25 protein-coding genes and 1 pseudogene are annotated in these 23,740 nt (G+C 63.0%); 10 read left to right on the forward strand and 16 right to left on the reverse strand.

The features are described from left to right. Positions 1–6: 6 nt before the first annotated feature. The 4 genes and pseudogenes from ACZ5G6_RS18880 to ACZ5G6_RS18895 form a co-directional block, all read left to right on the forward strand. The gene (locus tag ACZ5G6_RS18880; RefSeq protein WP_498687264.1) at positions 7–870 is read left to right on the forward strand and encodes a carbohydrate ABC transporter permease; all 864 of its coding nucleotides are present in this window, start codon (positions 7–9) and stop codon (positions 868–870) included. 27 nt (positions 871–897) lie between these two features. Then, entirely contained in the window at positions 898–1,674 is a 777-nt protein-coding gene (locus tag ACZ5G6_RS18885; protein ID WP_498687266.1) for a ThuA domain-containing protein, read from the forward strand. Continuing rightward, a complete protein-coding gene (locus ACZ5G6_RS18890; RefSeq protein WP_498687268.1) occupies positions 1,671–2,801 on the forward strand; it encodes a Gfo/Idh/MocA family protein in 1,131 nt (376 codons plus the stop codon). Before ACZ5G6_RS18885 ends, ACZ5G6_RS18890 begins: the two co-directional genes overlap by 4 nt. After that, positions 2,801–2,939: pseudogene (locus ACZ5G6_RS18895) on the forward strand (gfo/Idh/MocA family oxidoreductase); the annotation flags it as partial. The gene ACZ5G6_RS18890 and the pseudogene ACZ5G6_RS18895, both read left to right, overlap by 1 nt. Positions 2,940–3,007: 68 nt before the next feature. Here the strand turns inward: ACZ5G6_RS18895 and ACZ5G6_RS18900 are convergent. The 15 genes from ACZ5G6_RS18900 to ACZ5G6_RS18970 all read right to left on the reverse strand — a co-directional run bounded on the left by ACZ5G6_RS18900 (position 3,008) and on the right by ACZ5G6_RS18970 (position 18,324). Beyond that, positions 3,008–3,913, reverse strand: coding sequence for an SGNH/GDSL hydrolase family protein (locus ACZ5G6_RS18900; RefSeq protein WP_498687269.1), 906 nt, complete (start codon positions 3,911–3,913; stop codon positions 3,008–3,010). Between the two features lie 156 nt (positions 3,914–4,069). Then, on the reverse strand, positions 4,070–4,666 hold the full coding sequence (locus ACZ5G6_RS18905; RefSeq protein WP_223934354.1) for a GNAT family N-acetyltransferase: 597 nt from the start codon (positions 4,664–4,666) through the stop codon (positions 4,070–4,072). A gap of 27 nt (positions 4,667–4,693) precedes the next feature. Beyond that, positions 4,694–5,557 (reverse strand): 3-hydroxyacyl-CoA dehydrogenase family protein, encoded by an 864-nt coding sequence (locus ACZ5G6_RS18910; RefSeq protein WP_498687271.1) that lies wholly within the window; start codon positions 5,555–5,557, stop codon positions 4,694–4,696. Further along, the gene (locus ACZ5G6_RS18915) at positions 5,554–6,357 is read right to left on the reverse strand and encodes an enoyl-CoA hydratase/isomerase family protein (RefSeq protein WP_498687275.1); all 804 of its coding nucleotides are present in this window, start codon (positions 6,355–6,357) and stop codon (positions 5,554–5,556) included. Before ACZ5G6_RS18915 ends, ACZ5G6_RS18910 begins: the two co-directional genes overlap by 4 nt. Further along, positions 6,358–7,584, reverse strand: coding sequence for a thiolase family protein (locus tag ACZ5G6_RS18920; RefSeq protein WP_223934357.1), 1,227 nt, complete (start codon positions 7,582–7,584; stop codon positions 6,358–6,360). A 131-nt stretch (positions 7,585–7,715) separates the two neighbouring features. Then, positions 7,716–8,372, reverse strand: coding sequence for a pentapeptide repeat-containing protein (locus ACZ5G6_RS18925; RefSeq protein ID WP_498687279.1), 657 nt, complete (start codon positions 8,370–8,372; stop codon positions 7,716–7,718). Further along, positions 8,372–8,830: an SRPBCC family protein gene (locus ACZ5G6_RS18930; RefSeq protein ID WP_223934359.1), complete on the reverse strand. Its 459-nt coding sequence runs from the start codon at positions 8,828–8,830 to the stop codon at positions 8,372–8,374. The genes ACZ5G6_RS18925 and ACZ5G6_RS18930 overlap by 1 nt, the downstream gene beginning before the upstream one ends. Before the next feature lie 163 nt (positions 8,831–8,993). Continuing rightward, positions 8,994–10,457, reverse strand: a complete 1,464-nt coding sequence (locus ACZ5G6_RS18935) for an amino acid permease (protein WP_498687281.1) — start codon at positions 10,455–10,457, stop codon at positions 8,994–8,996. 278 nt (positions 10,458–10,735) lie between these two features. Then, on the reverse strand, positions 10,736–11,044 hold the full coding sequence (locus ACZ5G6_RS18940; protein ID WP_498687283.1) for a Rieske (2Fe-2S) protein: 309 nt from the start codon (positions 11,042–11,044) through the stop codon (positions 10,736–10,738). After that, on the reverse strand, positions 11,041–13,509 hold the full coding sequence (gene nirB / locus ACZ5G6_RS18945) for a nitrite reductase large subunit NirB (protein ID WP_223934367.1): 2,469 nt from the start codon (positions 13,507–13,509) through the stop codon (positions 11,041–11,043). Before nirB ends, ACZ5G6_RS18940 begins: the two co-directional genes overlap by 4 nt. After that, entirely contained in the window at positions 13,509–13,856 is a 348-nt protein-coding gene (locus tag ACZ5G6_RS18950; protein WP_223934368.1) for a molybdopterin oxidoreductase, read from the reverse strand. Before ACZ5G6_RS18950 ends, nirB begins: the two co-directional genes overlap by 1 nt. Before the next feature lie 131 nt (positions 13,857–13,987). Beyond that, positions 13,988–15,637: an ABC-F family ATP-binding cassette domain-containing protein gene (locus ACZ5G6_RS18955; RefSeq protein WP_223934369.1), complete on the reverse strand. Its 1,650-nt coding sequence runs from the start codon at positions 15,635–15,637 to the stop codon at positions 13,988–13,990. Positions 15,638–15,781: 144 nt separating this feature from the next. Continuing rightward, complete coding sequence (locus ACZ5G6_RS18960) at positions 15,782–16,645, reverse strand: metal ABC transporter permease (RefSeq protein ID WP_223934370.1); 864 nt, start codon at positions 16,643–16,645, stop codon at positions 15,782–15,784. 3 nt (positions 16,646–16,648) lie between these two features. Next, positions 16,649–17,383, reverse strand: coding sequence for a metal ABC transporter ATP-binding protein (locus tag ACZ5G6_RS18965; protein WP_498687286.1), 735 nt, complete (start codon positions 17,381–17,383; stop codon positions 16,649–16,651). After that, complete coding sequence (locus tag ACZ5G6_RS18970; RefSeq protein ID WP_498687287.1) at positions 17,380–18,324, reverse strand: metal ABC transporter substrate-binding protein; 945 nt, start codon at positions 18,322–18,324, stop codon at positions 17,380–17,382. The genes ACZ5G6_RS18965 and ACZ5G6_RS18970 overlap by 4 nt, the downstream gene beginning before the upstream one ends. Positions 18,325–18,375: 51 nt before the next feature. Between ACZ5G6_RS18970 and ACZ5G6_RS18975 the strand changes: the two genes are divergently transcribed. The 4 genes from ACZ5G6_RS18975 (at position 18,376) to ACZ5G6_RS18990 (ending at position 22,255) form a co-directional block, all read left to right on the forward strand. Next, positions 18,376–19,104, forward strand: coding sequence for a CPBP family intramembrane glutamic endopeptidase (locus ACZ5G6_RS18975; RefSeq protein WP_223934372.1), 729 nt, complete (start codon positions 18,376–18,378; stop codon positions 19,102–19,104). A 97-nt stretch (positions 19,105–19,201) separates the two neighbouring features. Next, complete coding sequence (locus tag ACZ5G6_RS18980; RefSeq protein WP_223934373.1) at positions 19,202–20,164, forward strand: 1,4-dihydroxy-2-naphthoyl-CoA synthase; 963 nt, start codon at positions 19,202–19,204, stop codon at positions 20,162–20,164. A 9-nt stretch (positions 20,165–20,173) separates the two neighbouring features. Beyond that, entirely contained in the window at positions 20,174–21,313 is a 1,140-nt protein-coding gene (locus ACZ5G6_RS18985) for an AMP-binding protein (RefSeq protein ID WP_498687291.1), read from the forward strand. Positions 21,314–21,373: 60 nt separating this feature from the next. Then, complete coding sequence (locus ACZ5G6_RS18990; RefSeq protein ID WP_223934375.1) at positions 21,374–22,255, forward strand: 1,4-dihydroxy-2-naphthoate polyprenyltransferase; 882 nt, start codon at positions 21,374–21,376, stop codon at positions 22,253–22,255. A gap of 16 nt (positions 22,256–22,271) precedes the next feature. On the opposite strand, the gene ACZ5G6_RS18995 is transcribed toward ACZ5G6_RS18990, so the two are convergent. Continuing rightward, complete coding sequence (locus tag ACZ5G6_RS18995) at positions 22,272–22,583, reverse strand: DUF4229 domain-containing protein (protein ID WP_223937641.1); 312 nt, start codon at positions 22,581–22,583, stop codon at positions 22,272–22,274. Positions 22,584–22,670: 87 nt separating this feature from the next. Here ACZ5G6_RS18995 and ACZ5G6_RS19000 point away from each other — a divergent pair, with 87 nt between their 5' ends. Then, entirely contained in the window at positions 22,671–23,114 is a 444-nt protein-coding gene (locus ACZ5G6_RS19000) for a PLD nuclease N-terminal domain-containing protein (RefSeq protein WP_223934376.1), read from the forward strand. Positions 23,115–23,218: 104 nt separating this feature from the next. Beyond that, complete coding sequence (locus ACZ5G6_RS19005) at positions 23,219–23,731, forward strand: hypothetical protein (protein WP_498687294.1); 513 nt, start codon at positions 23,219–23,221, stop codon at positions 23,729–23,731. The last annotated feature ends 9 nt before the right edge of the window (positions 23,732–23,740 follow it).

Genomic DNA, 23,740 nt, shown 5'->3' on the forward strand with positions numbered 1-23,740 from the left:
GAAACCATGACAACCGTTCTGAAAGCATCCGTCCGCCCACCGGTACGTGTAAAAGCACCGGCAAACAACCGCAAGAACTGGGGCTACACGGCACTGGCCATCTTCTTCCTGGCCATCATGCTCTTCCCCGTGTACTGGATGGTGAACGCCTCCCTGCAGCCCAACGGCACTACGTTGGAAACCTCGTGGCTGCCCTTGAAGCCGGACTTCACCGGCTATGCCACAGCCATCAGCGAACAAGCCGGCAATCTCGGCACCAGCCTGATCATCTCCCTCGGCAGTGTGGCATTGAGCCTGGCAATCGCAGCTCCGGCGGCCTACGCCCTGGCCTACTTCAAGGTCCGCGGCGCGGGAGTTGTCCTGTTTGCCATCCTCATCAGCCAAATGATCCCAGGCATCGTGGTAGCCAACGCCCTGTACACGGCATACAACGACCTCGGGCTGCTCAACTCCATTCCGGGGCTGATCCTTGCAGACTCGGCACATGGAATCCCGTTCGCCATCCTCATCATCCGGGCATTCATGAACGGCATGCCGGCGTCCGTGATCGAGGCGGCTCGGGTGGACGGTGCGGGACACGTCCGGGCGTTCTGGTCGATCGTGATTCCGTTGAGCCGGAACTCGCTGATCACCGCGGGCCTCTTTACATTCCTGTTCGCCTGGAGCGACTTCCTGTTCGCCCTGACCCTGACCACCACAGAAGCGGTCCGGCCTGTCACCCTTGGCATCTTCCAGTACATCGGCGCCTACGTGAACGACTGGAGTTCAGTGATGGCGACGGCGGTCCTCGCCTCCATCCCGGCCATCGTCCTGCTGGTCGCGGCCCAAAAATACATCGCTGCAGGCACCACCGGCGGCGCGGTCAAGTAGACCGTCACTCATCAGAAGGAATGAATCATGCCAGAAACAAGCAAGCCCATCCGCGTCACCGTCTGGAGCGAAAACCGGCACGAGAAGCGGGATGAACTGGTCGCGCGCCTCTATCCCGAGGGAATGCACGGCGCTGTCAAGGCCGGCATCGAGGAGAACCTGGGTTCCGCCGTCGTGGTCCGTACCGCAACCCTGGACGAACCGGAACACGGCCTCACCGAGGAAGTCCTCGCCAACACCGACGTTCTGACCTGGTGGGGGCACATGTCCCACGCAGACGTTGACGACGAGATCGTGGAACGCGTCCACCGCCAGGTCCTCGCGGGAATGGGCCTGATCGTGTTGCATTCCGGGCACTGGTCCAAGATCTTCACCAAGCTCATGGGCACCACCTGCACCCTGCGCTGGCGCTCCGAGCAGGACCGCGAACTCGTCTGGACCGTGGACCCCACCCACCCCATCGCGAAGGGCGTTCCGCACCCGATCGTGATCCCCGAGCAGGAAATGTACGGCGAATTCTTCGATATCCCCACGCCCGAGGAACTCGTGTTCATCAGCTCGTTCAGCGGCGGCGAAGTCTTCCGTTCCGGCTGCACGTTCCGGCGCGGCCACGGCAAGATCTTCTTCTTCAGCCCCGGCGACCAGGACTACCCGGTCTATCACCACAAAGACGTCCGCCGGGTCATCGCCAACGCCGTGGAATGGGCCGTCACCAACCGCCCCGAACGCGCCGTCCCTGAGCTGCTTCGCTACGAAACCAACGACTTCTTCAACGGCAAGAGCTACCAAGGAGCAAACGCGTGAGCACGCCTTTCGCCACAATCCCCGACGACGGCACTCCCCTTCGCGTCGTAGTGGTCGGCGCCGGGGGCATGGGCCGCGCCTGGCTGCGGACCGTTGAGGAGTCACCGCTGGTGGAGCTCGCGGGCATCGTCGACCTGGACCTCGCGACGGCTAACGAGGCGGCGGCGTCACTGGGCCGTCCCGAGCTCCCCGTAGGTGCCGGGACCGCCCACTTGGCGTCCGACGTCGGAGCTCAAGCGGTCATCAATGTCACCGTCCCTGCCGCCCACCATCCGGTGACCACCGAAGCGCTTGCCGCTGGCCTGCCAGTACTCGGAGAAAAGCCCGTGGCATCCACGGTGGCCCAAGGCCTGTCCTTGGCCGCAGCCGCAGAACTCCACGGCCAGCTCTTCATGGTCAGCCAATCCCGCCGCTACAACCGGCAACTGTTTGAAGCCAAGCGCCAGGCAGCTTCCTTGGGTTCGGTTGGCATTGTTTCAGCGGAATTCTTCAAGGCGCCGCACTTCGGCGGTTTCCGGGATGCCATGGACCACCCGCTGTTGCTGGACATGGCCATCCATCAGTTCGACATGGCCCGGTTCCTGCTGGACGCCGATCCTGTTTCTGTCTTCTGCGAGGAGTACAACCCCTCCTGGAGCTGGTACCGCGGCGACGCCGGGGCTACTGCCATCTTTGAGATGACCGGCGGCGAGCGCTTTGTATTCACGGGCAGCTGGTGCAGTCCGGGCCAGGAGACCTCTTGGAATGCTTCGTGGCGGATCAGCGGCGAGCACGGCACGGTCTTGTGGGACGGGGACAATGAGCCAGTGTCCTCTGCGCCTGTTCCTCCGGGATCCAGCGCTGGCGACCCGGGCCAGGAAATTGCTGGCTCCCTGCGAGACTTCGTATCTTCAGTCCGCACCGGAAGTATCCCGATGGGCCAGGTGCACCAGAACATCATGAGCCTGGCCATGGTGGAGGCCGCCATCCTCAGTGCCTCGACCGGTGCCCGGGTATCGGTGGACGCCTTCCTAGAGGACTCGTACCAACAGGCCCTCCTGACCGAGCGGGACCCGGCCGTGCTGGAGGTCCTGAAGTCGTGGACGTCGGTCCGGAGTACGCTTGCGGGCGAAAGCGTCCCGCGGTGATGGGCTCCCGTCCGCTCCGTGTCGGCATGGTGGGCTATTCCTTCATGGGAGCCGCCCACTCGCACGCATGGAGGACCGCCCCCGCGCTTCTTCGATCTTCCGCTTGCGCCGGAATTGACCGCGTTGGCGAGCAGGAACCCCGTTGCTGACCCGCTGTTTCGTTGTTGGCCGACAACGAAACAGCGGGTTGGCAACGTGTTAGTGGTTTATCGTTTGGCGAGTTTCGTCAGCTGCACGGAGGAGAGCAGAGCGGACGCATACGCCTGGTGTCCGGCGCTGTTCGGATGGAAGTTCGCATCCAGGAGCGGCTGGGTGAGATCCAGGACGATCCATGGATTGGCTGAGTTGACCGCATGCCCGAGGAACCGCTTGGTCACATCGATGAACACTGCGTTGGTCCCGCTGCCTTCGACAGCCGCCGCGATGGTTGCATTAAGGGCATCAATGGCTTGATTCACGAGTATTTGGTTCTGGACTGGAACTATTGTTACCCCATTGATAACAATGTCGCCCTGGGACGGATCAAACAGGCGCGGATAGCCCAAAACAGCTATTGCAGCATCCGGTGCCGCCAGTTGAATGCCCTGATATGTGGCCTCCAGCCCGGTTTGAAGGGTACCAAGCTGCAGGTTTTGAATGATGCCCGTAACGGTGGCTGCGCAAAGCTGGGTATTGGGCGTGGAGCAGGCCTGTAAAGCGAGCAAACTGCCGGCATCCACGGCACCAGCTGTGATGCTGACCAGGTCGGCGCCAGCCAAGGCCTGCTGCCCGGCGAAGATCTGTTGGTCGATTGTTGGCGTCACAAAGTCGTAGAACGGGCTTGTCTGGCTCAGGACAGAACCGTGACACGCCAAATTAGCCACCAGGGTGACTTTTGGTGAGGCGTCCACAAGGTCGACGTAACCACCAGGGCTTTGCCAGCAAGCAACCGGTGGACGGTACAAATCCCCGGCACCAGTCCCCGCCGTGTACGAATCGCCGAGTGCGACATACGTGACCGGTGGCGGCGGCGCGGCGGTCGCGGGGCTAGCCGTGAAGCCTAAGGTGAGTGCCAGGGCGGCCAGCCCGCCCGCAAAAGCCAAGTGCCGGCGTCGTGCTCGATGAGTTGCCATAATGTTTCCCCTTCATGCTGCTCTGTGGGGCTCCGATGATCCGCCAAAAGGGATCACTTCGCGGCTCGCCCACCCGTCGGCCGCGTTCGGGGCAATGTGTTGGCAAGACTACGCCGGACAGGCAAGCGGGAGAAGACCTTGACGGCAACGCCGGGGCTACAGCCCGTACTTGGCCAGCCTGAACTCCAAACCGTTCCGCACAGCCGGCCATTCGTGCTCGAGGATGGAGAACACCACGGTGTCCCGAAGCACTCCATCCTTGGTGCGCGAGTGGTTCCGTAAAACGCCGTCCTGCTTGGCCCCGAGCCGGGCAATCGCGTCGCGGGACTGGTGGTTGAGCCAGTGCGTGCGGAACTCGACGGCGGGGCAGCCGAGTGTTTCAAAGGCGTGCCGAAGGAGCAACAGCTTGGAATCGGGGTTGGTGCCTGTGCCCTGCACGGACGCAGCATTCCACGTGGAGCCAATTTCGACACGCGGCGTGGCGGCGTCGATGTTCATGTATGTCGTCATTCCGATGAGCTTGCCCGTGCTGTTGAGCCTGGTAGCGAAGGGCACCATGGAACCTTGCGTTTGCAGGCCCAGGCGCCGCTCGATCTCCGCCGCCATGCCCTCCGGCGTGGGTACGGATGTGTACCAGAGCTTCCAGAGTTCGCCGTCCTTGGCCGCCTCCACCAAACCGTCATGGTGATCTGGTTTCAAGGGTTCGAGGGTCACGAATTTGCCGGTCAAGATGATGGGTTCAATCGAGGTCACCCGGTTAGCCTAACCGGTGCGGGATGGTCAGTCGTTCCAGTCGAAGAAGCCCTTGCCCGTTTTGCGGCCCAGTTCCCCGCGGGCAACTTTGTCCCGCAGGATCTGCGGCGGCGCGAAGCGGTCACCCAGCGTGGAATGCAGGTATTCGGCGATACCCAGACGAACATCCAAACCCACGATGTCGGTGGTCTTGAGCGGCCCGGTGGGGTGCTTGTAGCCAAGGACCATGGCGGCGTCGATGTCCTCCGCTGATGCCACGCCCTCCTCAACCATGCGCATGGCCTCCAGGGCAATAGCGACGCCCAGCCGGGAAGAGGCAAAGCCGGGCGCATCATTGACGACGACGGCGGTCTTGCCAAGTGCCTCGGTCCAGTTCTTTGCCGCTTGGGCGAGTTCGGGGGAGGTTTCCTTGGCCAGCACCACTTCGATGAGGGTGGAGGCGGGCACCGGGTTAAAGAAGTGCAGGCCGACGAAGTTGGCTGGCCTGCGGAGTTCATTCGCCAAGCCCGTAACGGACAACGATGACGTGTTCGAGGCCAGGAAGGCATCCGCGGAAAGGTGGTCCTCCACCGCCTTCAACGCGGAGACCTTGAGGTCGTAATCCTCGGGCACGGCTTCTACCACCAGGCCGCAGTGGATGAAGGATTCGTAGTCCGTGGACGTACTGAAGCGGGCCATAACTTCTTCAGGGGTTTCACTCAGGGTGCCGCGGGCAGCCGACTTGGCAACGGCGTCTGCCACACGGCCTTGGGCTCCGGCCGCTGCGTCATGATCCCGCTCCACCACGATGACCGTGGCGCCCTTGGTCAGGAACGCGTGTGCGATGCCTGCACCCATCCGGCCACCGCCGAGGACTCCGACAACGTGTGGAATTGCGGGAACGGCTGTCATTTCTGGGTCCTGTCTTCGATGGCAGTTGGAGCGGCGGGCTCTTTGGCGGCGGATTTCTTGTCCAAGAACGCCTGCATCCTGTCGAACTTGGCCTGGGATTCGAAAAGGATCCCCTGCGCAAGAGTGTCGATCAACGGGTGTGCTTCCGCAGGAGCGTGGAAAACCGCTTTGGTAATCCGGACCGCCAGGGGGTCCTGGCGACCGATCCGGTCAGCCAGGTTATGCGCGGCCTCCATGAGCTCAGGGGCTTCGTGAATCTCAGTGATCAAGCTGATTCGCAGCGCTTCCTCGGCCCGCAACACGGCGCCGGCCAGGAGGATTTCCTTGGCTTTCGGCTCGCCCACGAGCTCCTTGAGCCGCCAGCTGGCGCCGGCAGCGGCGAGGATTCCCAAGCCTGTTTCGGGATTGCCAATCCGGACACTTGGGGTTCCAATACGGAAGTCTGCCGCGTAGGCGAGCTCCGCGCCGCCGCCCAGGCAATAGCCGTCCAACGCAGCGATAACGGGCATGGGCAGCTTGGCGATGCGCACGAAGATGGTTGAGTTGATCCCCTGCAGTGCGTCGTCGCGGCGCCGTTCCCGGAGCTGTCCGATGTCGGCACCGGATGCGAAGACGCCGTCCGTGCCCGCAATGATCAACATTTTTGGGCTGCGCTCGAGTTCAGCACAGACAAGGTGCAGCTCGTCCACCATCTTCTGGTCGATCGCGTTGCGCACTTCGGGGCGGTTGAGAAGAACGGTGAGCCGGTCTTCGCGTTCCTCAAGGAGGAGGGTGCTGAAGTCTTCCTGGTTCAGTGCCATTTACACGCCTTCCAGCAGCATTGCGGTACCTTGCCCGACGCCGATGCACATCGTTGCAAGGCCGAGCCTGGGTCCATTGTTGCTGGCGAGTTCCCGTTCCATGCGACCCAGAAGGGTAATGGCGATACGCGAGCCGCTGGAACCCAGCGGGTGCCCCAGACTGATGGCACCGCCGTCGTTATTGACGATTTCCGGGTCCAATCCCAGGCGACGCATGCTCGCGAGCGACTGGGTTGCGAAAGCCTCGTTGAGCTCCACTGCACCGAGTTGGTCCACAGTGAGGCCGGTGCGGGCCAGGACCTTCTGCGTTGCAGGGACGGGTCCGATGCCCATGATCTCCGGCTCACAGCCCGCCGAAGCGCCATCGATGATGCGGGCGCGAGGCGTCAGGCCGAACCTCTTGATGGCCGCCTCGGAGGCGACGATGATGGCTGAGGCGCCGTCATTGAGGCTGGAGGAGTTGCCCGCAGTGACGACGGAGCCGCCGGGGACAACCGGCCGAAGCCCAGCCAGGACATCCATGGTGGTGCCTTCGCGGGGACCTTCATCCGTGTCCACCACGGTCTCGGATTTGCGCGTTTTGACCGTGACCGGAACGATCTCGTCCTTGAACCGGCCGCCTGCAATGGCCGCCAAAGCGAGTTCGTGCGAGCGGACAGCGAAAGCGTCTGCGTCCTCGCGGGAGATGTTGTCCACACGGCCCACTTCCTCGGCCGTTTCAGGCATGGAGTAGGTCATCTTGCCGTCCCGGGAGAGCTCGCCCTTGGTGAAGAGCGGGTTGGCGAAGCGCCAGCCGATGGACGTATCGAAGATCTGGCCCGGCTTGGCGAACGCAGTGGTGGGCTTCTCCTGCACCCAGGGGGCACGACTCATGGATTCGACTCCGCCGGCCACCACGATGTCCGCAGCGCCGGACTTGATCATCTGGCTGGCCATGATGATGGCGCTCAGACCCGAGGCACAAAGCCTGTTGACGGTGATGCCCGGGATGTGGAGGGGAAGTCCGGCAAGGAGCGTGGCCATGCGGGCGACGTTGCGGTTTTCCTCGCCAGCGCCGTTGGCGTTGCCGAGGATGACCTCATCAATGGAGTCAGGATCGACGCCGGCACGCGCCACAGCTTCGCGGACCACCAGTGCGGCGAGGTCGTCAGGACGGACGGAGGACAGTGCCCCGCCGTAACGACCAACCGGCGTCCGTGCGCCGCCAACAAGAAAAGCCTCGACCATGAGAACATCCTTCGCGAAGTGAAAGGGATCGGTCCGGAATAATATACCGACCGTTCGTTCTATAAAGATTACACGGCCTGCCGTACGGGTCAACAGATGAAGCCACGTCCCCGCCCGGCCACGGCACCGCGTCAGACCACCCGGATTCCCAAATGACCGGCCAACAAGGGGGCCATGAGACTCAATTGGTAGTCGTCAATAACAACTCCGGCAAGCCCGGCCAACCCGTTGATACCCCGGAACTCCGAGCTCCGCAGGTCCACGTCCTTGAGCTTGGCGCCGGTGACATCCAGGGTGCCGATAGTGCAGTTCTTCAACGACACCCGGGTTCCCGTGCAGCCTCCAAGATCGAGCTCGTTGATGATGCAATCGGAAATCTGGACGTCCATCAGCTTGGAGCCGCGCAGGTTTACGTAATCCAGCTTGCCGCCGTCAATCCGGACGGAACGCCAGGTTCCCTCATAGAGCTCGGCTGATCCCCACCTCGGGTTGCTGATCTCGACGTCCTGCCAGGAGCTCCGGGCGGCTGTGAAGACGGGCGCATACGGCTCCGTAAGGACGCACTCCCGGAACGTGGCGCCACGCAACTGGGCCTCGTTGAACGAGACGCCGGCGAACTCACACTCAATGAAGTCGGCACCGCTCAGTTCCTCCCCATCGGCAGACACGCGGGTAAACCTGATGCCGTCGTACCGTTCGCCGCGCTGGAAGTCCGGGGCGTCGTCGTCGCGCAGTTCTTCCAAGCGCACCGGTGAGATCTTGGGGGCTGCTACCTTCGCAGCCGCCATCAGAGGGATTCCGCCTTTGCAGCGATCTCGGCAAGGTCCCTGCTGAGGGCTTTTCGAGTGATGCTCATGCCGATCTTCCCGAACAAGGCCATGGCGGCCTTACTAAGGAGCGTAGGTTTAACGACCTCGGCGCCGAACGTCAGCGTGAGGTCCGTGCCGCCGTCGCGCTCTGCCAGATTGAAGCGCGTTGTGTAGTCCGCGCCGCCTTGGAGTGCTTTGACCGTGGTACTGCGGGGCGGGTCCGCCTCCGACACCCACATCTCCACGGTTTCCTGCCTGCCCATCATGGTGCGGGTTTCCTTCCAGCGGGTGCCCTCGCCGTAGGGGCCCTCACTGAGCATCTGGATTGCGTTGATGCCCGAAAGGGTGCCAGCCGAGCCCGGAATGTCCGAGAGCACCGCCCAAACCTTCTCCGGGCTGGCGTTGATGTGCTGCGTCAGGGTGGTGGTGTGATCCATACATCGAGCCTAGACCCGGGCACTGACACTCCCAACCGACTGGCACTGCGGGGCCTGCTTTGCGCCCCATATGCGCCAGATAGCACGACCATCGGGCCCTGCAACGCGAACGGCGGGCGCCCCCGAAAAGGAGGCACCCGCCGTCGCGCGTTTGTGAAAAGGGTTAGCTGAACAGCTCGCTCTTGGGCTCGTTGTTCTTGACCTTCTGCCAGCCAAGCCACAGGATCAGGGCGAAGAACGGGATGGTCGCCAAGGTCCAGAGACCCAGCAGGAAGACCTCGCCGGTTGCCTTATCGGTCATGGTGTCGAAGCCGATCAGCACCGTGATGGCCAGCAGTGCAATGAGGCCCAACCAGCTTGTCCACGGCGAACCGGGCATCGGCAGGCTGGATAGGTTGCCGCGCTTCTTCCGCAGGGCAATCTGGCTCGCGAAAATGGAACCCCAGGTAAAGATCACGCCGATGGAGGCCGTGTTCAGGGCGAGGTCGAACGCGTGCGAGCCACCCAGCCAGATGTTCAGCAGGATACCGACCAGGTAAACACCGCCGATTGCCAGGATGGCCGCGTACGGCACGTGGCGGGAGGACATCTTGGTGAGCCACTGCGGTGCGTGGCCGTTGTTGGCCATGGTGCGGAAGATGCGGCCGATCGAGTACAGGCCCGAGTTGCAGGAGGACAATGCGGCGGTGATGACGATCATGTTCATGACGTCGCCCATCCAGCCGAGGCCCATTTGGCCGAACACGGTGACGAACGGCGAGGTGCCTGCCTTGTACTGGTCGGACGGCAAGAGCATCGCGAGGAGCATCACGGAACCGACGTAGAAGACAACGATACGAACCACGACGGCGCGGATCGCCTTGGGAACTTCACGTTCCGGGTTTTCCATCTCACCAGCGGTAATGCCGACGAGTTCGATCGCGTTGTAGGCGAAGATCACTGCGTTGAGGACCAGGATCATGACCAGGCCACCCTTGGGGAACATGCCGCCATCATCGTGGAACAGGTTGCCCACCGAAGCATGCCCGCTGCCCACCTGGGCGTTGGTGACAACCATGAAAGTGCCAACGGCCAGGAAGATCAGGATGGCAGCGACCTTGAGGCAGGAGGCCCAGAATTCGAACTCGCCGAACGCCTTGACGCTGAACAAGTTCACCGCCACCAGCAGCACCAGCGCTGCGATAGCGGAGAGTTCAACGGGGACGTTGGGGAAGAAGAACTGGAAGTACAGGCCGATCGCGATGAGCTCGGCAATGCCTGTCATGGCCCAGTTGATGAAGTACATCCAACCTGAAAGGAAGGCGCCCTTCTTGCCGAACATCTCACCGGCGTAGCTCACGAAGGAGCCGGACGTCTGGCGGTACATGATGAGTTCGCCAAGGGCACGCATCAGCAGGTAAGCGATGACGCCGGCAATGGCGTAAGAGAAAATCAGGGCCGGCCCGGTGGAAGCCAGGCGGCCACCGGCGCCCATGAACAGGCCGACGCCGATTGCGCCGCCCATGGCGATCATGGTGACGTGGCGGCGGCTCAGGGTCTTCTGGTATCCCTCAGCGCTGAGGGTGGAGCCGACGGCGGTGGATGGGGCCGTGGGGTTCTGGAGATCTGTGGGGGTACTTTGCGGCACAGCTGTTCCTTGTGGGTTGGGGTATTGCTGTAGGTGTTTTCGCCTATGCCGGAACATGGGCTTCTTTGCCACACAAAATTCGAGCTTTCCCCGTTGGAGGACCCCGAAGTGTGACAAAGAACGCAGAACGCCGAAGGTTCGCGCAACCCGTCTATCTTACGGGATTAACCCGAATGCCCGTGACGAAGGCAACAGCACCGGCCCTGAACACTCCAACGCGGGGTCACTTATGGCCCATGTTGGCCGCCCAAAGGGGCCATAAGTGACCCCGCGTTGCGTCAAGGAATAACGACGATGTTTTGCCCCTCATCTGCGAAGACTTGGTACGTCCGCAGTGGCCCCGCGCCCGTGGTGGAACACCCGGTTTCCAGCTCAAACGCATGCTGGTGAAGTGGGCACACCACCACGCTCTGATCAATGGTTCCATCTGCAAGAGGGCCGCCTTTGTGGGGGCAAACCGCGGACAGAGCCCGCAAGGTGCCGTCACGCAACCGGAACACGGCGACCTGCTCGCCATCGATTCCGAATGCCCGGCCCTCGCCGAACGGAATTTGCTCCACTGGGCCCACTACATGTGGAATCTTCATCGGACCGGCACCTGCGGGAGCACCGTCAAGGGCAGCGAAGTCCGGAACTGGCCGGGCGTGAGCGGATCATCGCGTTCACTCCAAGGATCCACGTAGCTGTCCACGGACGCCTGCATCGCCGCATCCAAGCGGGCCGCGATTCCTTCGGAGTCGTCCAGGATCACGCTGCGGATCTTGTCGATGCCAACCCGTGGCACGAACGCATACGTCCGTTCCAGCCAGTTGGCGTTCTCCCGGTAGTACTGCATGAAACGACCCGCCAGGAGCGTGACTTCCTCGGGCGTATCAACCGTGACCAGCAGATCGCCCTTGCGGATGTGGGCGCCGGCCGCTCCCCCAATATAGATTTCCCAGCGGCCTCCTTCCACCGCAACGACGCCTACGTCCTTGACCAAGGACTCCGCACAGTTCCGCGGGCAACCGGAGACCGCGAGTTTCAGCTTTGCCGGCGACTCAATGCCCTGGAATCGGGTTTCCAGCGAGATGCCCAACCCAGTGGAATCACCCGTGCCAAAGCGGCAGTAGTCCTTCCCTACACAGGTCTTCACAGTGCGGAAACTCTTGCCATAGGCGTAGCCGGAGGGCATGTCCAGATCGGCCCAAACCTGTGGAAGGTCCTCCTTGGGAACGCCCAGGAGGTCGATCCGTTGGCCACCGGTCAGCTTGATCATAGGGATGTTGTGCTTCTCCGCGACGTCGGCAATCGTGCGGAGCTGCTGCACCGACGTCACGCCACCCTTCATCTGCGGAACCACGGAGAACGTGCCATCGCGCTGGATGTTGGCGTGCACGCGGTCGTTGATGAACCGGGCGTCGCGCTCGTCGATGTACTGCCCTGCCAGCATCATCTTTAGGAGCGAAGCCAAGCCCATCTTGGATTTGGCGTCCTCCGCGCTCCCAGGAGCCAAGGCCGCGAAAACCTGTGAAACAGAGCGCAGCCCGAGTTCCCGGATCCTGGACATCAGGGCGGCCTTGTCCAGGGGAATACCCGGGACGTAGTAACTCGCGGCCGGGTCCACCTCCACAGCTCCACCGGCAGCCCATTCCACTACCTGCGAAACCAGCAGTTTGCACGAACCACAGCCTTTGCCGGCCCGGGTCGCATCCATGGCTGCCGGCACTGAACGGCAACCACCCTGCACCGCGGCAACTAGCGTTCCTTTGGAAACCCCATTGCAGTTGCAGACCTGTGCCGAATCCGCCAGCTCCGCCACACCTTCCTCTTCACCCGGCGAGCCGAGATCGAACATCAGCGAGAGCCGCTCTTCCGGGAGCGGAAGGCCCTGGTCAAAAGCCTGGGTCAAGTAGGCAACCTTGCGGCTGTCACCAAGGAGGGTAGCCCCCACCATCTTGTTGTCCCGGATCACGATCGACTTGAACACACCGCGGCTCGGTTCCGAGAAAACAATGTGTTCATCCGTGTCCCGTTCCGGGCCCGGCAGTCCCATCGAAGCGACGTCGACGCCGGCCACCTTCAGCTTGGTGGCTGTCCGGGAACCCAAGTACACCGATGAATGATCGACGCCGGTGACCTGGTCCGCCAGAACGGCGGCCTGCTCCCACAACGGTGCCACGAGCCCGTACACCTCGCCCCTGTGCTGCACGCATTCCCCCACGGCATAAATGTCCTCTTCGTCCATAACGCGCAGGTGGTCGTCCACCACGATGGCCCGTTCGACTGGCAATCCACTCACCACGGCGACATCCACGTTGGGCCTGATGCCGGCAGTCACAACCACCATGTCGCAGTTCAGCTCAGTATCATCACGTAGCCGCACGCCGGTGATCCGGTCCTGGCCCAGCACGGCCGTGGTCCGGCCTCCCGTGTGGACCTCGATGCCCAACGCCTCGACGCTCCGCCGCAGTATTGCGCCGCCGTCGGGCCCTATTTGCGCATTCATGAGATGTCCACCCGAGTGGACCACCGCCACGCCAAGGCCGTACGCCTGCAACCCCCGGGCAGCCTCCAGTCCCAGCAATCCGCCGCCAATGACCACAGCCCGGCGGTGATGCTCGTGCTGGGCGAACTGGACCATCTTGCGGGTGTCATCCATGGTCCGGAACGTGAAGACCCCGTGGCGCACCGATCCGCTGGGCGTGTACAAGCCATCCATCGGGGGAAGGAACGAGTGGCTCCCGGTGGCGATGATCAGCACATCGTAGGGAACCACCCTGCCATCGGCCGCAAAGACGTGTTTGCTGTACCTGTCTACGCGCTCCACCCGAACCCCGGCGTGCAGGGTGATGTTGTTTTCCCGGTACCAAGGCAGGGCGTTGAGGAAGATGTCCGCATCGTTTTCCTCCCCTGAAAGCACGTGGCTGAGCATGATGCGGTTGTAGTTTCCGTAGGGTTCGTCGCCGAAGATGGTGATGTCGAAAGCGTCCCCGCCGCCGCGGGCCAGGATCTCTTCCACCGCGCGGGCACCAGCCATGCCGTTGCCGATGACCACGAGCTGCCTTTTCATCAGTGCTCCACCATGCCCAGGTCCACCACCACGGAGCCCCGGACACCGGCGGGAGCCGCGATAAACAGTTCGATCATCGAGCCACCGTCGATATCTTCCACGACCCTCAGCGGAACGTGCACATCGCCTTTGGCCCCGATGGGGAAATACCGCATGGGGACGCCGTCGCGCATCAGGACAACCGTGATGAGTTCGGAGCTGGAGTTACCGCCCCGGAAGTAGAGCGTCTGGTTCACGACGCCGTCCGGGACAAAGTGCGCCAGCTCGCTATGGAGGGGAACCGGCTTTTCCACACCGATGCCTTCAAACGGAAAAATGCCCTGGAGGAAGAGGTTCTTGGAAATCACGGAAAGATCCTTTCGGCCGGCTTCCTTCCATGGTGCTCCGCCGTTGTTTCAGGACGCTTGATGCCGTGTTTCCATACGCAGGACAGGGCGTAACGATCCCTTTGCGAACAACTCACCCCGGGAGCAACGAGCTACAGCAACTCCCCGTCCCGCATCCCGTACCGGACCCAGCTGCCCACCGAACCGGCGGCGGCACAGCGATCGAACCACTCCCCCAGCGCGCGGTCGTGGCTTACGATGACCAGCGTCCCTGAGAAGTCGGCGAGGGCAGCTTCCAACTGCTCCACGAGCACTGGCGCCAAGTGGTTGGTGGGTTCGTCCACGATCATGGTCTCGTAGCTGCCCAGAAGCAGCCGGGCAAGGGCCAGCCTGCGTTGCTGCCCGGCGGAGAGGCTGCCCACGGGAACGTGGAACTCCGCAGGCCGGAACAAGCCCAGACGAAGCAGGGCCTCGGCGTGTTCATCGATGTTTCCGCCCAGTCCTGCGGCAAACGCCGGAAGCAGCCGGAGCCCTGGACGCGGCGGCACGTCGAGTTCCTGCTGTAAGTAGCCCACCGCGCCCTGAACGGCCAAGGTCCCGCTGGCTGGCTCAAGCGTCCCGGCGAGCACAGAGACAAGGGTTGATTTTCCGGCGCCGTTTGGCCCGGTGATGAGGACCTTTTCCCCGGTTTCGACGCGCAGGTCGGTCGGTCTGAGGCGTCCGGGAACACTAATGCCGCGCGCTTCGATGGCTGGCCCAGCGGCTTCCACCAGCTGAACGTCAAGCTGCGCGGCGAGCTTCAGCGGCACGGGTGGCCGGTCAACGGGGTTCTCTTCGAGCCGCCGCAGGCGTTCCTGGGCGTTCCGAACTTTGCTGGTGGCTGCGCGCTGCCATGTGCCTTTCTTGAAGCCGGTGGCAAATTTGTCGTTATCGCGAACCCGGCCGTAGCCCATGCCGCCCGAAACCGTGGCTGCCTGGAACCGCTCAGCGGCCATGGCGCCAAGCCATTCCTCGTACTGCTGCACCCACCGGGCACGCTGGGCGGATTTCTCCCGAAGGTAGCCTTCGTAGCCGTTGCCATACCTGTTGACGGAACGGCGCTCGGCATCCACTTCGATGACTGTGCTGGCTACCTTCCGTAAAAGGACACGGTCGTGCGAAACCACCACCACGGTGCCTCGATGCGCAGCCAACCTCGACTCAAGCCAGGCTGTGCCGTTGGCGTCCAGGTGGTTGGTGGGCTCGTCCAGGAGCAGGGCTTCGGCAGGATCCGCCAGCAGGCAGGCGAGGGCAACGCGCTCCTGCTCGCCGCCGGACAAAGATCCAAGCGTTCGACGCCGGTCCAGGCCTCCCAGCCCCAGCCGGTCCAGCGCTGCCTCCACCCGGGACTCCGCGGCGTACCCCTCACGGAGTTGGTACTGGGTCTGCAGGTTTCCGTAGAGCTCCAGAGTTTCTGGGTCCGCGTCAGCCAGGTCCTGCTCCAGTTCGGCGATGCTGGCCTCAAGCGAACGGAGTGCCGTAAGGGACTCGTCGATCGCGTCGCCGACAGTAAGGGAGGCAGGAAGTCCGTGCGTCTGGGCGAGGTAACCCACGCGGTAGCCGGCGTTCCCTGCCAACCCTGCCGTGCCGTCGTCGGGCATTTCCACGCCGGCCAGCAGGCGGAGAAGGGTGGATTTTCCTGCCCCGTTTTCGCCAACAATGGCTACGTGCTCGCCGTGATCGATGGTGAGGTCGACGCCGTGGAAAAGTTCGCGGTCCCCGTAGCCGTGGGAAACGCCGGAAAGGTGAAGGTAGTCAGTCAAGAGGAGTCCTCGCAAAGTCCGCAGTGAATGGCAGGGAACCGCTGGGGCACTGCCGTAGTGGGTACTGGGATGCAGCCGGATGGAAGGGCTGCGCTCAAGACTTCATCGGTCCAGACTGCCCGGCGAACGCGGGCACGTCAAGTTTCAGGCTGCAGCTACCGCCCGCTTCCGCCGTGCCTTTGCCAAGCGCGTACCAATCAGTCCCTGCCGCGGACTGAACAGATAGACGACGGCGAACACAGCACCCTGGGTGACCACCACCATGGCCCCGGATGCAGTATCCAGGTAGTAGCTCAGGTAGATGCCGGAGACGGAGCACACCACGGAAACAACTGGTGCAATAACCAGCATCCTGGAGAACCGGTCCGTCAACAGGTAAGCGGTGGCTCCCGGAATGATCAGCATGGCCACCACCAACACCACACCTACGGTCTGCAATGCCACCACTGACGTCAGGGCCAGCAAGCCGAGCAGCAGGGCTCCCAAGCGGCGCGGCGACAGGCCGATTGCGTGGGCGTGCGTGGGATCGAACGCGTAGAGCGTGAGGTCCCGGCGCTTGAGGATCAGGATCGCGAACGCAACCACGCCGAGGACCACCACCTGGATGAGGTCAGGGACGCTGACGCCCAGCAGGTTGCCGAAGATGATGTGGTTCAGGTCGGTCTGGCTGGGCGTGACGGAGATCAGCACCAGGCCCAGCGCGAAGAGCGAGGTGAACACGATGCCGATCGCGGCGTCTTCCTTCACCCGGCTTGTGTTCCGCACAACACCGATCAACGTCACCGCGATCAACGCGAACACCAACGCACCGAGCGCAAACGGCGCACCCACGATGTAGGCGAGAACGACGCCGGGAAGCACGGCGTGCGAAACGGCGTCGCCCATGAGGGACCAGCCGATCAGGACCAGCCAGCAGCTGAGGACAGCGCAAACCACGGCGGCAATCGCCGTGGTGGCGAGGGCGCGGACCATGAAGTCGTAGCTCAATGGTTCAAGCAGGAATTCCACGGCTTAGCCCCTGTTCATCACGTCGAGGCCGAATGCCATAGCCAGATTTTCAGGTTGCAGGACCACGTCCGGGCTGCCATGCATCAGCACTTTACGCATCAGGAGCACGGCCTCATCGCAGAGCTGCGGGAGGGCGTGGAGATCGTGGGTGGAGATGAGGATCGTGGCGCCGTCAGCGGCAAGTTCACGCAAGAGCCTTGTAATGGTGGCTTCCGATCGCTTGTCCACTCCGGCGAAGGGTTCATCCAGCAGCATCATGGTGGCGCCTTGGGCGATGCCCCGGGCCACGAAGGCGCGCTTCTTCTGCCCGCCGGACAGCTGGCCGATTTGGCGGTCGGCGAATTCGCCAAGCTCCACCCGTTCCAGGGCTTGTTCGACGGCGTCCCGGTCCACCTTCCGTGGGCGGCGGGTGAAGCCCAGGTGCCCATAGCGGCCCATCATCACCACATCCCGGACGGACAAGGGAAATGCCCAGTCCACGTCCTCACTCTGCGGGACATAGCCGATGCCGGCTTCCTTGCGGGTCTTCATGGGCGGGTGACCGTTGATGAGAACCCGCCCGGAGTCTGGTTTCACAATGCCCATGATGGTCTTGAACAGCGTGGACTTGCCGGAGCCGTTCATGCCAACCAATCCACAGATACGGGAGTGGTCCAAGGTAAGGGACGCGGAGTCCAGGGCCAGCACCTCGCCATAGTGGACCGTGACATTCTCGACGACGATCGCGGGGCTGCTCATGACGTTCCTCCTGCCAGTGCTGTGGTGATGGTCTTCGCATCGTGGCGGATAAGTTCCAAATATGTGGGAACGGGACCGTCTGCCTCCGATAGCGAGTCAACGTAAAGGACGCCGCCGAATGTGGCCCCGGTGGCGCCAACGACCTGACGCATGGGCGCGTCGGAGACGGTGGATTCGCAGAACACTGCCGGGACCTGGTTGTCTTTGACGAATTCGATGGCCCGCGCGATCTGCTGGGGCGTGGCTTGCTGCTCAGCGTTCACAGCCCAGATGTAGACCTCCTTGAGTCCAGCATCCCGGGCGAGGTAGGAGAATGCGCCCTCGCAGGTCACAAGCGCCCGGTGTGCTTCCGGCAGCACGGAGAGCTTGGAGACCATCTCATCCTGGACGGTCTGCAGTTGAGCGTTGTAGGCCTTGGCATTGGCTTCAAACTCGCTGGCGTGGGCCGGGTCCAGTTTGGCGAAAGCCTTGGCCATGTTGTTGGCGTAGATCTGGACGTTGCTGGGGGACATCCATGCGTGCGGGTTCGGTTTTCCCTGGTAGGAGTCTTCTGCGATGGGCATGACCTTCACGCCGTCACTGACCACTGCGTGGGGAACGTCGAGCCCTTCCACGAATTGGGAAAACCATGCTTCGAGGTTAAGCCCGTTATCCAGGATGAGGTCGGCTTGGGCAGCCTTGCGAATGTCCCCGGGAGTGGGTTCGTAGCCATGGATTTCAGCTCCGGCCTTGGTGATGGATTCCACGCGGAGCTTGTCACCCGCAACGTTTTTGGCGACGTCGGCCAACACGGTAAACGTGGTCAGGACAACGGGCTTGTCATCACCCCCGGCAGAGGAATTCCCTCCACAGGCGGACACCCCGAGCACGAGAGCGGATGCGGTCAGTAGGGCAGCGAAACGGCGGACAACTTTGGCGCGCCGAAACGGAAAGTTAGGCATACCGAAAATTGTAGCCAAGCCCGGGCCACGCAGCAAAGATAGGCTGGTCATATGGGCACCATTTCGACGCGGGCGAGGCTTTACCGGTTTAACGCCCCGGACGCCGTGGCCATAGCTGCCTACCTGGGGTTCACGGTCTACTTCACCTTCGCGGGCGAATCAGTAGAGCGAATGATGCTCCAGCTTTTCCCTGACCCTGCCACAGCGTCCTATGCCGTTAACGCGGTCTTTTATGCCGCCGTCGGGATTTTCGCCTTGGCCTCCGCTTGGCGCGTCGCTGGCCGCGACCTCAAGATCCTTGGCACACGCCCCTGGTTCACTCTAGGCATGGTCCCGCTTGCGGTGGTGGTCATGCTGATCGTGACCGCCCTACTGGTTGCGGCCCTCGGCACCGCGCAGGCTTCCGAAAACCAGTTGGGCATCCAAGACCTCCTCCAGCGCGTACCGGCCTGGATGATGGTTCCGCTGTTGGTGGTCCTGGGGCCGTTCGTGGAGGAGTACTTGTTCCGGCACCTGCTGATCGGCAAGCTGTCCCAGTTCGTGAATATTTGGATCTGCAGTGCCATCTCGGTGGGAGCTTTCGCATCGATCCATGTGGTGGGCCGGGAGGGGCTGGCGTTGCCGGCCTTGGCGCCCTATCTCGGCATGGCCCTGGTGCTGGTGGCGGTATACGTGTGGACGGGAAAGAACCTGATGTTCTCCTACCTTGTCCATGCGGCCAAGAACCTCCTGGCAGTGGTCCTCATTTATGGGATCCCGCCGGACTTCCTCCCCAATTAAGCAACAGCCCGGGATTAAGCAAGAGCGCCAAGACCCACAATGGCCCGCCCAAGGCCGCGAGTTCGGCATCAGCCAAGGCCATTACTAGACTCGGACTGTGAACAACCATCTCCCTGCCAAGGTTTCCGACATCTTTGACCCCTCACGCTGGCGCACCGTTTCCGGCTTTGACGACTTCAAGGACATGACGTACCACCGGCAGGTTGAGCGTTCTGCGGATGGCACGGTCAAGGACCTGCCCACTGTACGCATCGCCTTCAACCGCCCCGAAGTCCGCAACGCGTTCCGTCCGGGAACTGTGGACGAGCTCTACCGCGCCATGGACCACGCCCGCATGACGCCGGACGTCGCCACGGTCCTGCTCACGGGCAACGGACCCTCGGAGAAGGACGGCGGGCACTCGTTCTGTTCGGGCGGCGACCAGCGCATCCGGGGCCGCGACGGCTACCGCTACCAAGTAGAAGGCGCTGCAGGTGATTCCGCTGAATTCATCGACCCCGCCCGTGCCGGCCGCCTCCACATCCTGGAAGTCCAGCGGCTCATGCGCACCATGCCCAAGGTGGTCATCGCCGTCGTCAACGGTTGGGCGGCCGGCGGCGGCCACTCGCTGCACGTCGTCAGCGACCTCACCATCGCCTCGCGCGAGCACGGCAAGTTCAAGCAGACGGACGCCACGGTAGGAAGTTTCGACGCCGGATACGGCTCTGCGCTGCTGGCCCGCCAGATCGGGCAGAAAGCCGCGCGGGAGATCTTCTTCCTGGCCCGTGAATATTCCGCCGAGGACATGGTCCGCATGGGCGCGGTCAACGAGGCCGTGGACCACGCGCGCCTTGAGGAGGTTGCACTGGAGTACGCGGCGGATATCGCCCGACAGTCCCCGCAGGCCATCCGCATGCTGAAGTTCGCGTTCAACCTGGCCGACGACGGCCTGGCCGGCCAGCAAGTCTTCGCCGGGGAGGCAACGCGGCTGGCCTACATGACGGACGAGGCCGTGGAGGGCAAGGAAGCCTTCCTCCAAAAGCGCGACCCCGACTGGTCCAACTTCCCCTACTACTTCTAGGACTCCCCCGTGGACATCGATCCCGTACTCAAAGCACTGGCCGCTGCCCTGCATGGCGAGGGTCCCGCCGTCGAAATTGTGGTTCACGAGGACGGCCAGCCTGAAGCCGTTCCCGTAGAGACCGGAGTGGAAGAGGCCGCAGTTGTGGTCCGAACCTCCGGCTCCACTGGCACGCCAAAGGCTACCGTCCTCACTGTGGATGCCTTGGCGGCCTCCTCCGTGGCCACGGCCATGGCATTGCGCGGCGAAGGACAGTGGCTGCTCGCCCTCCCCCTGCAGTATGTGGCCGGTGTCCAGGTCCTCGTTCGCTCGCTCTACGCAGGGACACGGCCTTGGGTGATGGACCAGTCGAACGGCTTCACGCCCGAGGCATTCACCGCTGCCGCCGGGGAACTGACGGACAAGATCCGCTTCACGTCGCTGGTGCCTACCCAGCTCCAGCGGCTCCTGGACTCACCCGCCCCGGAGACCCTGGCCGTCCTGCGCCGCTTCAACGCCATACTGCTGGGTGGCGCGCCGGCGTCGGCTGAGCTGCTGGCAAATGCCCGCGCCGAGGGCCTGAACGTCGTCACCACGTACGGCTCCGCCGAGACGTACGGCGGGTGCGTCTATGACGGCGAGCCGCTGGACGGCGTCGAGGTCCGCATCGGGGACGGCGAGTTGGAAGGCCGCATCCTGCTGGGCGGCGAGACGGTGGCGGTGGGCTACCTTGACTCCCCGCGCGCCACAAAATCCGCCTTCTTCGAGGAGGATGGCGTGCGTTGGTACGTAACCGGGGACCTCGGCGAAGTTGCCGACGACGGCAAGCTCACCGTCCTGGGCCGTGCCGACGACGTCATCATCACCGGCGGCGTCAAGGCCTCGGCCGCATACATCCAAAGCAAGCTGGAAGAGCTCGACGGCGTCACCGCGGCTTTCGTGGCTGGTGTCCCATCCCGCGAGTGGGGCCAGGCCGTGGCGGCTTACGTGGCCATGACCGATCCGTCGCCGGAAGGCCTGAAGGGGTTTACGGCCCGCCGGGAAGCAGCTTTGGGGGTTTTGGCTCCCAAGACCGTGGTTGCCGACAAGGAATTGCCGATGCTGCCCAACGGAAAACCGGACAGGCTGGCCATGATCGAACAGCTTTCCACCGCGCATCAGGGACAATAGACACGTTCTGCCCTGATGACTGTGACTAAAGATCAACGCGAAATACACGAGGTACTACACGTGGCGACAGCTGCACAATGGATTCAAGGAGCCCGGCTCCGCACACTGCCCGCGGCGATCGCCCCCGTACTGATCGGTTCGGCAGCGGCGTTCGAGCTCCATGCTTTCCGGCTGCCGAACGCGATCCTGGCGGCGCTCGTGGCGCTCCTGCTCCAAGTGGGCGTCAATTACGCCAATGACTACTCGGACGGCATCCGTGGCACGGACGAAGACCGTGTGGGGCCGCTGCGCCTGGTTGGCTCCAGACTCGCCAAACCCGAGCAAGTGAAATGGGCGGCCTTCGGACTTTTCGGCGCGGCCATGGTGTGCGGGCTGATCCTGGTCATCATCACCCAGACCTGGTGGCTGATCCTGGTGGGCATCGGTTGCGTCCTGGCGGCCTGGGGCTACACGGGTGGCAAAAACCCCTACGGCTACCTTGGCTTGGGCGACGTCTTCGTTTTCGTGTTCTTCGGACTCGTGGCAACGCTCGGCACCACTTACACCCAAGCGGGACAGGTCAGCCTCGCAGCAGTCATTGGCGCGATCGGCACAGGACTCATCGCCTGCGCCCTGCTGATGGCCAACAACGTCCGGGATATTCCTACGGATGCCGCGGCCGGAAAACGCACTTTGGCTGTGCGCCTGGGAGACAGGCACGCCCGCGAGAGTTATGTGCTGATGTTGGCAGTCGCCATCCTGCTGGTGATCGTTCTGGCGCCCACCAAGCCTTGGATGTTGATCGTCCTCTTGCTCATTCCCGCGTGCCTGATGCCTGCTTGGCTGATGGTCAACGGCAAGAAGCGCAAGAGCCTCATCCCCGTGCTCAAGCAGACCGGCCTGATCAACCTTGGTTACAGCCTGCTGTTCTCGCTCGGCCTGATCCTGAGCCGCGGCTTCTGAGTTTCTGTACGGAAACCTACTTGGAACCCGGGCGTTTGTCGTTATTGACGACGATGTCCGGGTTCTGCTCCACCAGGCCATCCTCCGCCTCGGCGTCTTCAACCTCGCCAGCAGTGCGGATGGGCTTGGCGCGGCCGGAAAAACGCTCCCGCATGGCCGCCGTGGCAGCGTCGCGCTGCTTCTGGAAGAAGAGGTAGCTGATGGCGAACGCGATCAACCCCGCGAAGATCACCGCCAGGATCCAGCCCACCTGCAAAAAGGCGAACAGGACGAACAGCGGCACAAACAGCGCCAAACGGATGAGGGAATACTTCAGGAAAGCCACTATCCCAGTTTAGCCGCCCGGATGGTTGCACTCTGATCACAGCCGGAAGCAGGCGTCCAGTGAACGCCTTCCGGAGACTAGACTTGGTGCATGCTCCGGGTTGTTGGCGTCGTCGTCGTCCTTGTTATCTTCGTCTACGCCCTCGTGGATGTTATCCGCACCGATGGCAGGTTGACGCGCGGCATCTCCAAGCCGGCATGGATCGTCGTCATGATCGTCCTGCCGCTCCTGGGTGCGGTCCTCTGGTTTATCTTCGGCCGGCCCTATGGCAAGCCATCGGCACAGCCCATCCGCCGCCACCCCACCGCACCGGACGATGACCCCGAGTTCCTCCGCAACCTTGAAACCCGCCGACGGAACACGGCCGAAGAAGAGCGTCTCAAGAAGCTCAAAGCAGAGCTCGAAGCCAAGGAGCGGAAGCTCAACGGTACTGATGGTGCGGAGGGCAGCCACGGCAACAAAGCCCCCGGATACAACTCCGGCGATGCCAAGCGCGGCGAGCCGGATCCCCATGACACCGACGAACTGAAGTAGGGAACGTGGCCCAGCAGGCTGATGGATCGCGGCAGTCATTCACTACCGTGTCATCCATTGGCGGGCCACCAACGTCCACGCCGCCGCCCCGCCCCGGCGTTTCCATGTCTACTCCGCCTCACATTGACGGCGTCGTGCGCCCACCGGGCCCAGCACTGCTGTCCAGGTGGTTGTGGGTAGCGAGCTTCGCCGCCGGGATCGCCGTTGTCCTCACCAGTTTCCTTTCCCGCGACTCGCACATTGACAACCTGGAAGGCGTCATCGCAGGCATGGTCCCTGATGGCGACACCCAGGCAATCGAGGGCGCAACCGCCGTCGTGTTCCTGGGAAGCCTGGCCATGCTGGCGCTGGTGGTCGCGATGGAGGCGGTCCTGCTGGCCGTCGCATTCAAGCGGCAGAGCTGGGCGCGCTGGCTGCTGGCGCCCGTGATCCTCCTGCACGCCGTGGTCACGGTGGTCACCTCCGACTTCGTGGTAGCTCCGGGGAGCGACGGCATCCTGTCTACCGTGTTGCTCGCTGCGCAGTACGTGTTGGCAGCCGTGGCGCTGGTGCTGTTGTTCTTGCCCTCCACTACCGCCTGGCTGCTCAGCGGACGCCGGCGCGCGACAGAAATCTAACGCGTCCTC

Source organism: Arthrobacter sp. TmtSoilC51 (assembly GCF_055388015.1).

Excerpts from the sequence above, each read along its gene's own strand:
- ACZ5G6_RS18880 (WP_498687264.1), top strand. The coding sequence starts at position 7 with ATGACAACCGTTCTGAAAGCATCCGTCCGCCCACCGGTACGTGTAAAA.
- ACZ5G6_RS18885 (WP_498687266.1), top strand. The coding sequence starts at position 898 with ATGCCAGAAACAAGCAAGCCCATCCGCGTCACCGTCTGGAGCGAAAAC.
- ACZ5G6_RS18900 (WP_498687269.1), bottom strand. The coding sequence starts at position 3,913 with ATGGCAACTCATCGAGCACGACGCCGGCACTTGGCTTTTGCGGGCGGG.
- ACZ5G6_RS18910 (WP_498687271.1), bottom strand. The coding sequence starts at position 5,557 with ATGACAGCCGTTCCCGCAATTCCACACGTTGTCGGAGTCCTCGGCGGT.
- ACZ5G6_RS18915 (WP_498687275.1), bottom strand. The coding sequence starts at position 6,357 with ATGGCACTGAACCAGGAAGACTTCAGCACCCTCCTCCTTGAGGAACGC.
- ACZ5G6_RS18920 (WP_223934357.1), bottom strand. The coding sequence starts at position 7,584 with ATGGTCGAGGCTTTTCTTGTTGGCGGCGCACGGACGCCGGTTGGTCGT.
- ACZ5G6_RS18925 (WP_498687279.1), bottom strand. The coding sequence starts at position 8,372 with ATGGCGGCTGCGAAGGTAGCAGCCCCCAAGATCTCACCGGTGCGCTTG.
- ACZ5G6_RS18930 (WP_223934359.1), bottom strand. The coding sequence starts at position 8,830 with ATGGATCACACCACCACCCTGACGCAGCACATCAACGCCAGCCCGGAG.
- ACZ5G6_RS18940 (WP_498687283.1), bottom strand. The coding sequence starts at position 11,044 with ATGAAGATTCCACATGTAGTGGGCCCAGTGGAGCAAATTCCGTTCGGC.
- nirB (WP_223934367.1), bottom strand. The coding sequence starts at position 13,509 with ATGAAAAGGCAGCTCGTGGTCATCGGCAACGGCATGGCTGGTGCCCGC.
- ACZ5G6_RS18965 (WP_498687286.1), bottom strand. The coding sequence starts at position 17,383 with ATGAGCAGCCCCGCGATCGTCGTCGAGAATGTCACGGTCCACTATGGC.
- ACZ5G6_RS18970 (WP_498687287.1), bottom strand. The coding sequence starts at position 18,324 with ATGCCTAACTTTCCGTTTCGGCGCGCCAAAGTTGTCCGCCGTTTCGCT.
- ACZ5G6_RS18975 (WP_223934372.1), top strand. The coding sequence starts at position 18,376 with ATGGGCACCATTTCGACGCGGGCGAGGCTTTACCGGTTTAACGCCCCG.
- ACZ5G6_RS19000 (WP_223934376.1), top strand. The coding sequence starts at position 22,671 with ATGCTCCGGGTTGTTGGCGTCGTCGTCGTCCTTGTTATCTTCGTCTAC.
- ACZ5G6_RS19005 (WP_498687294.1), top strand. The coding sequence starts at position 23,219 with ATGTCTACTCCGCCTCACATTGACGGCGTCGTGCGCCCACCGGGCCCA.